Below are 15,091 nucleotides of genomic sequence, written 5' to 3'. Positions count from 1 at the left end.
ATAATGACAATTTATTTTTCTATAGTTTCCTATGAAACCATCTTTAATATCAGTATATTTAACCTCTCTAGAATTTATGATTTATCTCACATATTTAATCTGAAAAGGTAACAATATAGCGGCGTCTTAAATAAGGGTAAATCGGCACTGACAATTGAGATAAAAAGAAATGCGCTTATATTTAACTCACTCAAACCGGTGGATTTTCTGGTAATAATGTCAACTATCCTGACCCTGGATGTTCTTAATGTGATTAACAGCAAACATTTTACTTCATATTTTTTCAGAATAATTAGGGTAAAAATTCTTTTTATAATTATTGCCTTCAAATGCTATATCTATTAACTATAATACTTCCGAATAAGTACTCTCATCGTAATTATGTGGCTGCCAAATAAAAACATTCATGATTTCCAAAAACATTATTTTTATTTTCATAATAAATTCACTTTTTATATTTTCATATGAAAAGTGAATTTAATTTAAAAGTTAATCTTCAAACACAACCAAACATAAGCTTCAAAAAGTACCATTGTACTCATCCAGAAAAGTAGGAGAGGAGGGTGACAACATATTATTGGGACGGAGTATCTATCCTTCTGTAATACTGCGATGCTGTCCACTTTGGCGAGTCGGGCTTCATATCCCTATTCCAATCTTCCCCGTATCCAAAATTTCGGTAACTAATACCGTCACTGCCAGCACTAAAGAAGAACGCACCATTTGTTTATATCGGTACTTTTGTAAATCAATCAATTGCTGATCAATCACATCCTCTGGTTGGTCAAAGCGCATCATTTCAGGTAAAACCCCCATACAGTGCAACATCCTGACTGGACCGATGATTTCATCATCCGTAAATTCATAGCGCTGCTGTTCTTGCTGTAACGTTTCATTTAAAGCCAGAAAAAGTTCGATGTCTTCATAGATTTCACGGGAAATAGCGCCAAGCGCATAAGCCAATTTAAGTCTGACTGCCAGTTCGCCCAGCGGGCCATCTCCCTGGAGGAGCGGTTCAACAGCATATTTCACGGCATAATCATCTTTACGGAAAACTTTTAGCATCAATTGGTCAATAGCTCCCGTTATCAGGTGGATCACTTCCTGAATAAATGGCTTGACCTCAGTTCGCTTGTTGAGCCGTTCGAGGAGTTGGTTTTCTGTTTTTTGTCTATTTTCCATGATGATTCTTCACTTCACAACGACGTTGTTCCCTGTCGCTATGAAGTGAATTTTAACAGTTTCATTAAGTATAGAAATTGATTACCGTGTTCACCGGATAAGTGCCCCTAAGCGCTGATATTCACTGCATATACGCTCAATAATAGGAAACTGAACATCCAGTCGGCAAATATGGAGAACTGCCTGTTTTATACCTTCCTCGTTAATAATCCTTCTCATTTCTACAGCCTGCGGATCAGAATCACTCCTGAAACGCAAAGCCGCAGCAATGCCTGTAATCAGGTTATCGTTCGCCGAATGATACGTCAGAGTCCCTAATAACGGCTTAATTAACCTGTCCTCCGGGCTGAGTTTACGTATCGGCTGACGCCCGACGCGTTCTACATCATCCTGTAAATAGGGGTTAGCAAAGCGATTCAGTATCTTTTCTATATATTGCGCATGATTATCAGGGGAGAAACTGTAACGCCTTATCAATACCCGCCCACTTTCTTCCATTGCGCCTTTAACAATGGTACGAATCTGAGGATCATTGATTGCGGCACAAATCGTCTTATGACCGAAGAGTTGTCCCAAATAAGCCGTGATGGCATGACCAGTATTGAGGGTAAACAGTTTACGCTCCACAAACGCCATCAAGTTATTGGTCAGTTCCATGCCGTTGATAGTCGGGATTTCCCCTTTAAATTGTGTCTGGTCAACAATCCACTCACTGAATGTTTCAACGGTGACATCCAAAGGCTCATCGTTGGCGGCATCTGTTGGCGGCACAATTCTGTCTACGGCTGAATCAACAAAACCGATATGCCGTTGTACCCATTCATGATCTACCTGTGGAATAACTGCCAGTACATGCTGTTTCAACTGGCTAGTTCCGCGAACCATATTTTCACAGGCAATAATGTTCAAAGGTCGGTCATTGTCTGTTTCTTTGCGCAACATGATGCCTTTTGCCAATGTTGTGGCGATCTTCTCCAATACCTGCGGGCCAACGGCGGTTGTCACCATGTCAGCCTGTACAATGTATCCCACTGTTTTCGGATCAGAACTATTGATGGCATTAACTTGTCGCACGCTTTCAACGCGATGTTGTTCTTTGCCCACAATATGAACCTGATAGGACTGCTTATGTGCCAACTGGTCAACCAGCGGCTGGTTAATATCAGCAAATGTCATATCTGAATTAGCATCCGCCAGAAGTTTACCGATAAAGCCTCGACCAATATTACCGGCGCCAAAATGAATCACTTTCATGATAAACCTCTCTGCTCAAGCGGCACTTTCCCTGATAAGATTTCCAGCACTTCCTGAACACTCTGCGTTTTGCTCAGGCGCTCAATCACGCCGTCTTCATCAAACGTGCGGGTAATGTGGGCAATGACTTCAATATGCTTATTACTACGAGCCGCAATACCTATCACCAGACAAGCGATTTCGTCAGACTCTTCACCAAATTGAACACCGGCCGGATATTGGCAAATCACGATGCCTGTTTTAAGCACCCGGTCTTTCGCGTCAATCGTACCGTGAGGAACGGCAATAGATTCCCCCAGATAGGTAGACGTTAGCTTTTCTCTTGCCAGCATCGCATCCACATAGTCCGGTTCGACATAACCACCTTCCACCATCTTGTTGCCGGCAAAACGGATCGCTTCTTCTTTGGTCTGTGCGGTCAGATTAAGGTAAATATGGCTCTCATTCAGTGTAAATAGCTGATCCTCCTGGTTTTCTTCGTCATAATATTCATCATTGGCAGCCGCGATAGACCGGCGCGCAATCCTGCCATCGTTTGCCGCATTCGGGTGCTTTTCTGCTATCAATCGGGTAACAAGGTCGCTGTATACCTGACTGTTCAGAAAATGGGTCAGTGAGATATGAATGGCGCCCGGCGCAAAGATTTTTGCCCTGTCTGTCAAATCCCGGTGCGTCACCACGATATCCACATCATCTTTCAGATCGTTTATCGCCATGTTGGTAACAGAAATGTCAATCAATCCCGCATCATGCACTTTTTTCGCTAGTAAGCCCGCACCCATCGCGCTTGACCCCATACCCGCGTCACAGGCAATCACAATTTTTTTCACGTGGGATAAATTTTTATTATGGCGGTCTGTCAGAGCGGCTTCTCTCTGTTTATTCGCCAAGTTGGGTGCTTTCATCTCACGTACACGCTGAGTGGCATAGCTCAAAGCATCTTCATCACCGATACGGGTTCTCTTCAGCAAAATGGCTGATACCAGAAATGAGACCAATGTTGCACTACACACTGAAAGAATCACACCAATAAGAGAAGATTTCGGCGTCATCAGCAGTACAGCAAAAATAGAGCCAGGAGATGTCGGAGAAATCAGTCCAGCATGGAATACCCCCATGACGAAAACTCCTGTCATGCCGCCAAGGATCAATGCAATCAGCAAACGAGGATTCATTAATACATACGGGAAGTAGATTTCATGAATACCACCAAGGAAATGAATGATGGCCGCACCGGAAGCCGTATGTTGGGCATTCCCTCTGCCAAAGAACATATAAGCCAGCAAAACACCTAACCCCGGCCCTGGATTTGCTTCAATCAGGAAGAAAATAGAGGCTCCCGTTTCAGTTGCCTGATGAATCCCTAGGGGAGAGAAAATACCGTGGTTGATTGCGTTGTTGAGGAACAGAATTTTTGCCGGTTCGACAACGATAGACGTCAGCGGCAGCAGATTATATGTGACTATCACATTCACACCGGCAACCAGAACTTTTGATATCTCAGCAATTAGAGGACCAATTGCCAGATAGGCAAGTATTGCAAGAAGCATCCCGATAATGCCTGATGAAAAGTTATTCAGCAGCATTTCAAAACCGCTTTTAACTTTACCTTCCACCCGGCGGTCAAAATGACGGATGGCAAAACCTCCTAATGGGCCTGCGATCATAGCCCCCATAAACATAGGAATCTCTGCGCCGGCAATGACCCCAATGGTTGTGATAGCGCCAACGGCACCACCGCGCTCGCCACCGACCAGGCGGCCTCCTGTATAGCCAATCAGCAGGGGGAGCAGATAGGTGATCATAGGGCCGACAAGTCGCGCCAGCGTCTCATTCGGGAACCAGCCAGTCGGGATGAATAGGGCAGAGATAAGCCCCCACGCAATAAAAACACTTAGGTTGGGCATGACCATATTACTGAGAAAGCGCCCAAAATTCTGTACCTTTAATTTGATATTTGATGTTACCATGACAAAACCTCGTGGTACGAGAAAGATAAGGTTTGGTAGACGTTATCGCCAAATAACGCCTGTTGATTGTTGAACACCTTCACTTTATCACGCCTTTTTTCGGATGCGTACCGCGAGGTTTTTTTGTGATTAATATCACCAAGCTCCTCTTCTTCGCCCCTTATTTATCTTGCTCAGATCACATTTTACTCATGCAGAAAAATTAAATCGCTCAAACATTAACCTTAAAACAAAAATAACGTGAACTAAATCACTTTTTATTTAGTGGGCATTTTTCTTAAATAGAGAATTAGATCACAAAATATCTTTATCCAAAACGGGATATGACGCTCAGTGGAACGAAAACTCACGTTAAGGGATTTGATGAGTCTCAATCTTAGGATTTTCAATCGACCACTGGAAACTTCCTGATCATGAACATAACGCCCAGCAAGGGCGCTATGTTCTAAAAACTTTTGCAAGCGGGACTGCACCCTGTAAGCTATATGCCAACTCAGAAAGGTGCGGTTATTTCAGGTGTTTCTGTAGTGCTGCGCCGACCTGTTCTATTGCCGTTCTGACTGTTGGCTCTTTACTCAGCGGATTAAGCAGACCAAAATCATGGATCATGCCGTTATAGCGGGTAACCGTCACTGGTACACCTGCTGCATCCAGCTTACGACCGAATGCCTCGCCCTCGTCACGCAGTACGTCTAGTTCAGCTGTCTGAATCAGTGTCTGCGGAAATCCTTTCAACTGGCCGGTGCTGGCTCGCAGCGGAGAAGCAAGAATATTGTTACGATCTGCGGCGCTGGTTGTGTAATTGTCCCAGAACCATTGCATCATATTTCTCGTGAGAAAATAGCCATTTTCATACTGGTTATAGGACACAGTATTGAAGTCTGCATTCGTAACAGGCCACAGCATTACGTTATAGCGTATTTCTGGTCCACCATACTGTTTCGCCTGCAAGGCAACGGAGGCTACCATATTACCTCCGACACTGTTGCCAACCAGGCCCAGACGGCTTCCGTCAACACCAATTTCCTTACCGTTCGCTGCCACCCATTTCGTGGCTTCATAAGCCTGACTGATGGCCACAGGAAAATGGGCTTCTGGAGACGCAGTGTAATCCACATACACAGCTACGGTGCCGGATGCCCTGACCAGATCACGGATTAAACGTTCGTGAGTCGGGAAATCACCCAGCACCCATCCACCGCCATGAAAGAACATGAACACAGGCAGCATTCCGATTGCGTTCTCCGGTTTCACGATTTTCAGCTTAATGTCCTGACCGTTAACGGTTATCGTTTTTTCAGATAGCTGTGCGGCAGACAGTTTTGCGCCTTTTTGTACATCCGACAGCACCTGGCGGGCTTCCTGCGGGGTCATCTGTTCTATCGGTCTGCCGTGACCGGAATTCAGAACATCAAGAAATGCCTGTACACCAGTCGTCGGTGCCGGGGAATTGACGGGTTGTGTTGCGGCGGTAGAAGTCATGGAGGCAAATAAGGCAGAGGTCAGGAGAGCAGATACTGGTTTCATAATAATCCTCGGTAAATTGTGTGGTTGTTGTGTTCTTCAGGGAAGGCTTACATCCCATACTCAAAATTAATATTGCACGAATAATACTTGTACACAATATACTTTTATTCAAATATTATTTATAATTTTTTATACTGATTCCCTGAAAGAGAACATTAAAATGAGCAAAAACAGCATATTAGGCGGACAATTGTGTTTCACCCTGTATTCGGTCACAAATGCCCTGATCCGCCAGTACAGGCCGCTCCTCAAAGAAATTGATCTGACTTATCCGCAGTTCATCGTGCTACTTGCCCTGTATGACCAGGACAATATTCTTCTCAGGGAACTGAGCGAGAAAACGTTGTTTGATTCAGGAACACTGACTCCACTTGTACAAAAACTGGAAGCCAAGAGGTTTTTAAACCGGGTTTCGGTTGCCGGTGATGAGCGGATGAAGAAAGTTGTACTGACTGAAAAGGCTATGGCGCAGAAAGAGTTGATAACAGCTCTTCCTAATCAGATCCGCTGCATCATGCGGATGAAAGATGAGGAACTAGAAATGCTCAGGCAACTTGCCAGAAATTTACTGGAAGACTTATAGGGGCCATGAACTGCCCCCGCTGACTACCCTCAGTTCTGGATGGCCTGAAAAGGAGAGGAGGGCAATAGTATTTCATTGAGCCTTAGCATTTGATCGTAAGGTGAGTTTCCATGTTGAATAAATTGAACCAGTTTGCTCCCAAGCTATATGGAGCAAACCTCCCTCGTATTTCACCGATAGGAAAGGGAGCTGAATTAGATATCGATAACCTGACTATAAGCCGTGAAGCTAATGAAAGAAGGCTCAGCGCCGACTAGTGGAAGGCAATAACTTCTTGAGCACTCACCCAAATCATCGGTCAGTCAACGCTGCTACTGTATGACCATGACGTTGCATCATGGCATCAAACTCGGCATCCAGCTTTGCATTCTGATACACCTCGAATTCCGCTTTACTGATCACTACGGCAGCGCTGCCGTCCTGACGGGTGATTTCAACAGGTTCACCATTGACTGCGGTATCCAGCACCACAGAAATATTGGCTCTGGCCTGAGTTGAGGTATAGGTTTGCATGGTTATCTCCTTAGGTAGAAGTAGGTGTACACATGCAATGTACATATAAAAAGTACATCATTCAACCTATCGTAACACTAGAACAGGAAAGGGTACCAAAACCACCTAGTTCTATGTGAAGTTGTTCATCTTCTAAGGCTATTTAACATAATATACATTAGGCGCACTCTGGTTGTAGCACCAATATAGTCATGTCACTTTGGTATTCTGAAAGAAAAAACCCACTTATTAGCGGGCTTTTCATGGCTTTGATAGAGGGATTATCTTACGAGTGTTTCGACAGCTCACGCCGAGCCAATTCAGCCAAGAATCCGCTGCGGCTATGATACTCACGATGTGAGTTCACGTATTCATCAATTCTACCCAACAAAAGTTGGGGCATAGTAATGTTTAGCTTGACGGCTTTTCCATCGTATTTAGTTAAATCCATGTCAACATAAGCCCAACCGCCGCCGGTGCAATCTTCATTGCTTAGATGGTCAGCGACAGTTCTGGCTTGTACTGGAGCCTCTCCCTTTTCGCTCATGTATTCAAAATAAGTATCTAATGCGTTTTGAGCATCGCTAATAGCGTCGTCAATGGTATCGCCAGCAAAGTAACATCCGATCACGTCTGGCACAAAACCGGAAAACGATCCGTCGTCAGCCTGATGTAAATAAATAGGATATCTCATGCTTACACCTTCTTCTTTGATTAAAGAGCGGCCTTTCAACCGCTTAATTAAGTTATTTCAGTCCTGCTTGTTTAAGTATTTTATTGAACGTCCCAACCGCCAAATCTTTGCGCGGATGCGGAATTACTATCGGGCCGGGTTCCCCTGATTTCTCGAAAACATGGTGCGAACCATTGGCTCGCACAAAATTCCAGCCAACCGCTTTGATTTGCTTTATTAGTTCATCGCTAGACATTATCCCTCTCTTTAATCAAAACCAAGAGAATAATAACACCTCTCATACCCACCATCAACACCAATACCTATGGTGGGTATGAGAAATACAGTAATATATTTCCTTAATGGTCGGCACAGTCTTTTTTATTGAGGGGAAAATACCAGAAAAAATAATTTCATTGAAATGAAACCACGCTGTGCATCTATATTTCCCCTATTTATAATTTTGTTAAACAGCAAGGCTTTGATATAAACCTGTTACCAGCATTTTTAGTTTGGCAACAGGTTTTCGCTACGTGCAACTGATATGGAAATGGAGTGACATTTTAAACTTGGAATAACAACTTACTCTGGGAAGTCGAGTATATCAACATCCATCGACTGGTGAATGATGCGTGAAATGAAGATGTCGCCATCCTGCAACATGTAATAGATGGAATGTTTCTTGAACTCGAAGCGGAGCATTCCTGCGCATACCCAATCACATTCCCTGCCAATCCAGGGAGATGTGGCTAGTAGCTCAAAAGTTCTTTTCAGTTCATCGTGATAACACCTCGCCTGATTTTGACCAAACTGCTGTATCGTATAACGGGCAATATGAAATATGTCTTCATCAGCCAACTCGGAAAACTTATACATTTAAGTCCTTCGCTGCCATTACAAAAATATCATCCATGCTGTTTTTGCTGACGGGGGAATTCAGTCCAGCCAACACCATTTCACGAACATTCTGAATACGCTGCTCGCGAGCCTCCATCAGGCGCAAAGCATCGCGGACAACTTCGGATGTGTTGCCATAACGACCAGATTGGATCATATCACCAACGAACCCGTTGAAGTGCTCACCAAGGGTAACACTAGTTATTCGTGCCATAAAATTCGTCTCTTCATTGTATTACTGAGTAATACAATTATAGCAAGGCATAATTATGATCACCAGTGGACTATAGCCCGCTATGTACCCGAGTGATTTTTACTCAACGGGTTTAGAAAGAGGGATTCCTTTTTGCCCCGCGTAGAAGACCACGAGAGTAGCACTCTCTTTGCCTGTGTAACCGCGATGAGTGCTGTCAACCATCTCGGATAACACCTCTCCCGCCTTTATAAGACGTTTTTCGCCATTGGATTTGTTTTCTGCCGTTAACACTCCGTCCAGTACGTAAGCTACATTAGGTATCGGGTGCTCATGCCAGGCAAGGCTGGTATTTGGAGCAATAGTAATTTTAAGAACTGAAAGCTGAGGAGTGCCTTTAGGGTATCCCTGATAAGACACACCATCCCAAGACTTTTCAGTCTCAAGCAATTTTTCAACGTTAATACCAGTAGTATTATCGCTATGTGCTTGAGTGAAAAACGGAGCAATGAGGAAAGCAAAAGATGTAAAGACCGATAAAGTTTGAATAGATAACCGCATATGGAATCCTTGCGCATAAATTGTTAAGAATACTATTACATCACAATGTCTGTCGAAAACCTTAGGATTTACTTGACCAGTAAACAGGGTCACGCAATAGCTTTATATTAAAGAACTTTGGGAACTAGCCCCCATATTTAAGATGCCCGTCCTCCAAAATTAAATCTAATTAAAACAAAATATTACAGGTTTAAAAAGTTTAACCACGCATTAGAACTATTGCATGCGATTTTGTTGTCAATTACCCTTCTCCTCCCAACAAAATAATAAGGAAAATTTATGAAATTTCGCCATCTGTTTAGTTCATCAAAAATAAGCACTATAAATAAAATCCCTCCCAAACTCCCGTCGCGATTTTTCAAAGCTTCTCTGGTTGTTCTGTTATCCATCAACATAAGTTCATCGTTTGCTGCTGAAACCATCCAAAATGAGCTCCTCACAGATACCAGTCCAATTAAGGTTGCTGCGATCAATGCCGCCCCTGTACGCTTTGATGTGGAAGCTAGCTTAAAAAAAGCGGACCGACTTGTGAAAGAAGCCAAAGCTCAGGGTGCCGTACTTGTAGCATTCCCTGAGCTCTGGCTCCCTGGATTTATCAATGGAGACCCGCAATACGCAATGGGGATGCCTCCTAAGCCTTTTTCAAAATACGTTGATAACTCCATCGAAATCGGCAGCAAAGAGTGGAAAGAGCTCCTGAAAATTGCGTCTGATAACCATGTCTATTTGTCTATGGGGATCTCGGAGAAAAACACCAAGACCAAAAATCTGTATATGACTCAAATACTTGTCGGCTCGGATGGCGTTGTGATTGATAAAAGAAGTAAAATCAATCCTTCACGCGGAGAGCGGGGTTTCTTCTCGGATGCACCTATGGCTGATAACTTGAAAGTCGTTAATACCCCTCTTGGTAGAATTGGCCAGCTTTCTTGTGGTGAACATTTCAAAGTTCTTATGACCTACAATATGATGGCTCAACATGAAAACATTCATATCGCCGCATGGCCCTACAATTTAACTGCTAGAGACAAACTTTGGCGGGAGCAATACTGGCTTCATATGGTTAACACGGCCTCGTACGCATCGAACTCAAACGCATGGACCATCATGCCTTCTATCGGAAAAGCAACCATTTTCGACAACAACGGCTTCATCATTGCCCAAGCTGATAATACCAACAGCAATTTCGTCATTGCTGAAATCGATCGCTCCGGCTTCAAAAGTACGGATGGGAAAAGTGATCCGATATCCTACAACACTCTCAGTCTCCTGAGAAAACATTACCCAGGTCCTCATGAACCGAAAGAGGCTGTTGAAACACTAAGCACACCTGATTACACCAAAATCCCATAAAACTGACAAAAGCCTAAAAATACAAAAAATTAGCTCACTGTTTTTAACGATTCAGTGAGCTTTAATAAAACCATCTATCAGTTCCAGAGCCAACCTTAAACGCTAACCCCCTTCTCTATCCTTTATCTATATCAGCACTAATCCTCATCCTCCGTTGGTAAAATAGCATTGGGTAAAGCACTAAAAGTTCCCCAATAAAAAGCAATTAAAGAGATCACTGCCACTGCAATGATATCCCAAGGTGCAGGAATAATGCTTTTACCGCCAAATGTACCTAAATAAGACAGAATGATCATGGCACTGTAAAAACCGATCAGCCATAAGGCGGAAGTTATCTGTTGGCGCAGGCTCACTTTACCTATAGGAACTTTATTTTTAAATAACAAGTAGATAAAAAACAAGACAATCTGTAATCCGAGCAACCAGGAAACGGTTTTCCAACCAGACCAGTAAACAATGAAAGCGGAAATAATAAAAGAAAGCGGGCCAATGATCGCAAACCATTTAACATAAAAAGGGCGTTTTATCTGTTTAGCATTACGGCGTAAGGCAGAAGCGGTTACTGGGGCTAATGCGTAGCTCAGAATTAACGCCGCAGAAACAACACTGATGAGTTTTTCCCATGAAGGAAAAGGTAATGTCCAAAAAACAGAAAGAATAAACGTCAACCAAAGTGCGGGACGTGGTATCCCCGATTTTTCATCAACATGGGTAAACACATTAAATAACGTCCCACTTTTTGCCCAACCATAAACTACACGGGGAGTGGCATTCATATAAATATTCCCAGTACCGCTTGGAGAGATCACTGCATCACATACCACCAAAAAAGCGAGCCACCCCACACCGAGGATTAAGGCTATATCACGAAACGGCAATGAAAAATATTGCCCAATGTTATTCCAGCCACCAAGAAGTAAATCAGAGGGTATCCCGCCAAGGAAAGCTAACTGTAATAAAACATAAATAACCGTAGACAGTGAAATAGACAGAATGAGGGCAATAGGAATTGTTTTTTGAGGTTTTTCCACTTCACCAGCGACAGAAATAATGGGCGTTAGGCCAAGATAAGCAAAGATAATACCACCCGTTGAAACCGCAGCTTCAACACCCGATATCCCAAAAGGAGAAAATCCGTGAACTTGCAGATTACTCGGGTTGAAATAATTAAACAGGACAATAATGACAAGCAGCGGAACGATAAACTTGAAAATACTAATAATATTGTTGGATTTCGCAAAGGTTTTCACGCTGTTGTAATTAAGATAAAAGAAAAATGCTAATAAAATAAATTGAACCAGCCAGCCTGTCAGTGTCGGATCACCAGAACCAGGCTGACTGAGAAATGGAAACCACGCCGCCGCATATTGTCGAACCGCGACAACTTCGATGGCGATTAAGCTGGAAAATGCAATTAAGGTGATGGAACCCATTAAATACCCCATGAGTTCACCATGAGAAAACACCGGATAACGGATAATACCACCTGATTTCGGCAATGCCGCACCCAGTTCGCAATAAACAATGCCGAGTAAGAGCACGGCGATACCGCCAATCACCCAAGAAAAGATCCCTGCTGGTCCCGCAATAACAGACACATGACTGGCCGCAAATAACCAGCCAGAGCCAAAAATAGCCCCTAATCCAATGAAGGTTAAATCCGTGAGTGTTAACTGTTTCTTAAATTTACCCTGCCCTGAGTCGGATTTTGGCAGTGAAGAAGCTTTGTATAGCGCCATAATTATTCGCCCTTTCCTATTTCTTATTTGATATACGTCAAAGTCGGGTAACTGCGCGTTTTACAATACTTCCCGGCTCATCACCCCATTGATTAATCGAGAAATATTTAACGGATTATGGTCTTGCAGTGCAGGCGGAAGTAAGGATTTGGGATAGTTTTGGAAACAGATCGGGCGCAGAAAACGCCAGATGGCCAGTGTGCCGACTGAGGTCCCTCTTGCATCTGAAGTCGCCGGGTAAGGCCCACCATGAACCACAGCATCACATACTTCAACGCCCGTTGGATAGCCATTGACAACCACCCTGCCCGCGATGCTCTGTAATCGTCGACTAAGCTCATGTGCATTTGCTAATTCATCGTGCTCACCAATCAAGGTAGCGGTAAGCTGCCCCTGCAAACAGTCAATTGCGTGTAAAAGCTGATATTGGCTTTCGACTTCAATCACAATAGCAACAGGACCAAAAACCTCTTCTTGTAACAGGGCATTTTTATTCAACAACAAAGCAATATCTGCGCGATACAGCATCGAACTTGCCTGATTTTCATGATGTTCGCCAATGGCTAACCGTGTCATTAAGGGTTCATCGTCCAGCTGATGAATACCTTTTTGATAGTTGAGCAACGTGCCTTGGTTTAACATCGACTGTGCCGGACGAAGCGTGATTTCCTGCGTCAAGTGAGTAATAAATTGATCAAATTCTGGTGAGCGAATACCCAAGATTATTCCTGGTTTGGTACAAAACTGACCGCTACCTAACGTAAATGAATTCGCTAACTCTTGAGCGATCGGTTCCCCCCGCTGTGCTAAGGCATTTGGCAGCACAATGACCGGATTGATACTCGACATTTCAGCAAAAACCGGAATAGGTTGTGGTCGCTGCATAGCCACATCGAACAGTGCACGTCCACCAGCGAGTGAACCGGTAAAACCGACGGCCTGAATAATGGGGTGTTTAACTAGATCTGCACCCACGCTATTGCCATAAATCATATTGAATACACCTGCGGGCATTTGTGTGGCGATAATAGCGCGTTCAATGGCTTCTGCGATGATTTCGGCGGTAGCCATATGGCCGCTATGTGCTTTGAAAACAACGGTACAACCCGCAGCTAATGCTGACGACGTGTCACCACCCGCGGTTGAAAAAGCCAAAGGGAAATTACTGGCGCCGAAAATCGCAATAGGGCCTAGAGGGATATAGCACTGGCGAATATCAACTCTGGGAAGCGGTTTTCTCTCAGGTTGAGCAGTATCAATGCGAGCAGCATGAATATCACCACGGCGTAACAGTGTAGCAAACAACCTCATTTGCCCGCTCGTTCTCGACCGTTCACCTTGAAGTCTGGCGGGAGGCAGAGCCGTTTCTTCTGATGCAAGGGCAATGAAATCATCACCGAGCGCATCAATTTCATCAGCAATTCTAGCTAAAAAAACGGCTCGTTCTTCTAACGATGTTTGGCTATAACATGTAAATGCATCGGCCGCCGCTTGGGCGGCGAGATCGACCTCATGTCGTGTAGCCTGATAAAACGCATAACCCATTGGTGAGTTATCCACCGCTCGCCGGCTGTGCAAACAGCGTTCTCCCTCTGCTTGCCTGCGACCACCAATAAACTGCATACCTGAATGTATTACCAACATAACGATTCCTCCAAGGGTATCAGAAACGGTTACAGCCCAATTCAGAGACCTACATCAGGCAGTGAAGGACGGTTAGCGAGAGCTTTTTCTACAATGGCGCATACTTCAGCCAATGTTTCCCCTTCGAGTGGTAAACGCGGTGGACGGGTAATGGCACTACCACGGCCAACCATTTCTTCACACAGCTTAATGCATTGCACCAAATCAGGGCGGAAATCCAAATGCAACAGAGGCATAAACCAGCGATATAATTCCCGAGCTTCTTCATAACGTTTCTGTTTAGCCAGACGGAATAAAGTCTCTCCTTCCCGAGGAAAGGCATTCGACATACCTGAAATCCAGCCTTCCGCACCGACTGCGACTGACTCTAAAACGACGTCATCCAAACCGGCAAAAAGAATAAAGCGATCGCCTGCCTCGTTGGGAATATCACTAAAAGGCCGGGTATTGCCTGATGAATCTTTAAATGCAACGATATTTTCGCAATCGGCCAGAGACATCAGCATTTTCGGCGTAATATCATTTTTATACAGCAGAGGGTTGTTATATAGCATGACGGGTAAATCGGTAGAGGCAGCGATTGTACGGAAATACGCCCTGCTTTCTTTCGGTGTTGGGGTATAAACCAGAGGTGGCATGATCATCACCCCATTAACCCCTGCCTGTCGGCATTCAGAGACCATTTTGCACGCATTATCAGTTGTCAATTCTGCGATACCCGAAAGAACGGGAACTTGCCCACCAGCAACATCTACTGCGAGTTCGACAATAGCACGCTTCTCCTGCATAGATAGAGAGGTGTTTTCCCCTACAGAACCATTGACGACTAAACCGGAAACCCCATCTTTAATCAGGTTCGCCATTACCTTGTGTGTGGCGTCCAAATTAATGGAAAAATCGGGGTTAAATTGTGTCGTCACTGCCGGAAAAACACCATGCCAACTAACCTTTCTCTTCCTCATAACCTTATCCTTTAATTGTCACGGATTTATTTACTTGATATTTAAAATATAAATTGTTTTT

At 44.0% G+C, this 15,091-nt stretch carries 16 protein-coding genes; 3 read left to right on the top strand and 13 right to left on the bottom strand.

All coding sequences use genetic code 11. The annotated features are described in order from the left end of the window. Positions 1-639 precede the first annotated feature (639 nt). From Phpb_RS19870 to Phpb_RS19855, 4 genes are all read right to left on the bottom strand, one after another. A complete protein-coding gene (locus Phpb_RS19870) occupies positions 640-1,182 on the bottom strand; it encodes an MltR family transcriptional regulator (protein ID WP_082302649.1) in 543 nt (180 codons plus the stop codon). 90 nt (positions 1,183-1,272) lie between these two features. Then, positions 1,273-2,436 carry a mannitol-1-phosphate 5-dehydrogenase gene (locus Phpb_RS19865; RefSeq protein WP_065391869.1) on the bottom strand — a complete coding sequence of 388 codons (1,164 nt, stop codon included), beginning with the start codon at positions 2,434-2,436 and terminating at the stop codon, positions 1,273-1,275. Further along, complete coding sequence (locus tag Phpb_RS19860) at positions 2,433-4,406, bottom strand: PTS mannitol transporter subunit IICBA (protein ID WP_065391868.1); 1,974 nt, start codon at positions 4,404-4,406, stop codon at positions 2,433-2,435. Before Phpb_RS19860 ends, Phpb_RS19865 begins: the two co-directional genes overlap by 4 nt. Before the next feature lie 507 nt (positions 4,407-4,913). Further along, on the bottom strand, positions 4,914-5,933 hold the full coding sequence (locus Phpb_RS19855) for an alpha/beta hydrolase (protein ID WP_065391867.1): 1,020 nt from the start codon (positions 5,931-5,933) through the stop codon (positions 4,914-4,916). 160 nt (positions 5,934-6,093) lie between these two features. On the opposite strand from Phpb_RS19855, the gene Phpb_RS19850 reads away from it, so the two are divergent. Then, positions 6,094-6,516 (top strand): MarR family winged helix-turn-helix transcriptional regulator, encoded by a 423-nt coding sequence (locus Phpb_RS19850; protein ID WP_036806164.1) that lies wholly within the window; start codon positions 6,094-6,096, stop codon positions 6,514-6,516. A 110-nt stretch (positions 6,517-6,626) separates the two neighbouring features. Beyond that, positions 6,627-6,773 carry a hypothetical protein gene (locus Phpb_RS26150; RefSeq protein ID WP_161786667.1) on the top strand — a complete coding sequence of 49 codons (147 nt, stop codon included), beginning with the start codon at positions 6,627-6,629 and terminating at the stop codon, positions 6,771-6,773. A 34-nt stretch (positions 6,774-6,807) separates the two neighbouring features. Here the strand turns inward: Phpb_RS26150 and Phpb_RS19845 are convergent, their stop codons facing one another. The 6 genes from Phpb_RS19845 to Phpb_RS19820 all read right to left on the bottom strand — a co-directional run bounded on the left by Phpb_RS19845 (position 6,808) and on the right by Phpb_RS19820 (position 9,332). After that, positions 6,808-7,029 (bottom strand): type II toxin-antitoxin system Phd/YefM family antitoxin, encoded by a 222-nt coding sequence (locus tag Phpb_RS19845; RefSeq protein ID WP_065391866.1) that lies wholly within the window; start codon positions 7,027-7,029, stop codon positions 6,808-6,810. 265 nt (positions 7,030-7,294) lie between these two features. Next, positions 7,295-7,702 carry a type II toxin-antitoxin system HicB family antitoxin gene (locus tag Phpb_RS19840; RefSeq protein WP_046394422.1) on the bottom strand — a complete coding sequence of 136 codons (408 nt, stop codon included), beginning with the start codon at positions 7,700-7,702 and terminating at the stop codon, positions 7,295-7,297. Between the two features lie 52 nt (positions 7,703-7,754). Continuing rightward, positions 7,755-7,937 (bottom strand): type II toxin-antitoxin system HicA family toxin, encoded by a 183-nt coding sequence (locus Phpb_RS19835; protein ID WP_065391865.1) that lies wholly within the window; start codon positions 7,935-7,937, stop codon positions 7,755-7,757. A 326-nt stretch (positions 7,938-8,263) separates the two neighbouring features. After that, positions 8,264-8,557 (bottom strand): type II toxin-antitoxin system RelE/ParE family toxin, encoded by a 294-nt coding sequence (locus Phpb_RS19830; RefSeq protein WP_065391864.1) that lies wholly within the window; start codon positions 8,555-8,557, stop codon positions 8,264-8,266. After that, complete coding sequence (locus Phpb_RS19825; protein WP_065391863.1) at positions 8,550-8,792, bottom strand: type II toxin-antitoxin system ParD family antitoxin; 243 nt, start codon at positions 8,790-8,792, stop codon at positions 8,550-8,552. The genes Phpb_RS19830 and Phpb_RS19825 overlap by 8 nt, the downstream gene beginning before the upstream one ends. Positions 8,793-8,891: 99 nt before the next feature. Further along, positions 8,892-9,332 carry a cupin domain-containing protein gene (locus Phpb_RS19820; protein WP_065391862.1) on the bottom strand — a complete coding sequence of 147 codons (441 nt, stop codon included), beginning with the start codon at positions 9,330-9,332 and terminating at the stop codon, positions 8,892-8,894. A 279-nt stretch (positions 9,333-9,611) separates the two neighbouring features. Between Phpb_RS19820 and Phpb_RS19815 the strand changes: the two genes are divergently transcribed. Next, entirely contained in the window at positions 9,612-10,685 is a 1,074-nt protein-coding gene (locus tag Phpb_RS19815) for a nitrilase-related carbon-nitrogen hydrolase (RefSeq protein ID WP_065391861.1), read from the top strand. Between the two features lie 137 nt (positions 10,686-10,822). Here Phpb_RS19815 and Phpb_RS19810 read toward each other — a convergent pair whose 3' ends face one another. Genes Phpb_RS19810 through Phpb_RS19800 form a run of 3 tightly spaced genes read right to left on the bottom strand, consistent with a single transcriptional unit; the run spans position 10,823 to position 15,030 of the window. Beyond that, the gene (locus tag Phpb_RS19810) at positions 10,823-12,424 is read right to left on the bottom strand and encodes an APC family permease (protein WP_065391860.1); all 1,602 of its coding nucleotides are present in this window, start codon (positions 12,422-12,424) and stop codon (positions 10,823-10,825) included. 60 nt (positions 12,425-12,484) lie between these two features. After that, on the bottom strand, positions 12,485-14,068 hold the full coding sequence (locus Phpb_RS19805) for an aldehyde dehydrogenase (NADP(+)) (RefSeq protein WP_065391859.1): 1,584 nt from the start codon (positions 14,066-14,068) through the stop codon (positions 12,485-12,487). A gap of 41 nt (positions 14,069-14,109) precedes the next feature. Further along, on the bottom strand, positions 14,110-15,030 hold the full coding sequence (locus Phpb_RS19800; RefSeq protein WP_065391858.1) for a dihydrodipicolinate synthase family protein: 921 nt from the start codon (positions 15,028-15,030) through the stop codon (positions 14,110-14,112). Positions 15,031-15,091: the final 61 nt, after the last annotated feature.

The sequence above is a fragment of the Photorhabdus namnaonensis genome, from assembly GCF_001684335.1.
Lineage (GTDB): Bacteria > Pseudomonadota > Gammaproteobacteria > Enterobacterales > Enterobacteriaceae > Photorhabdus > Photorhabdus namnaonensis.
The sequence above is the reverse complement of the archived record's forward strand: the minus strand, read 5'-3'. Positions and strand labels throughout refer to the sequence as shown.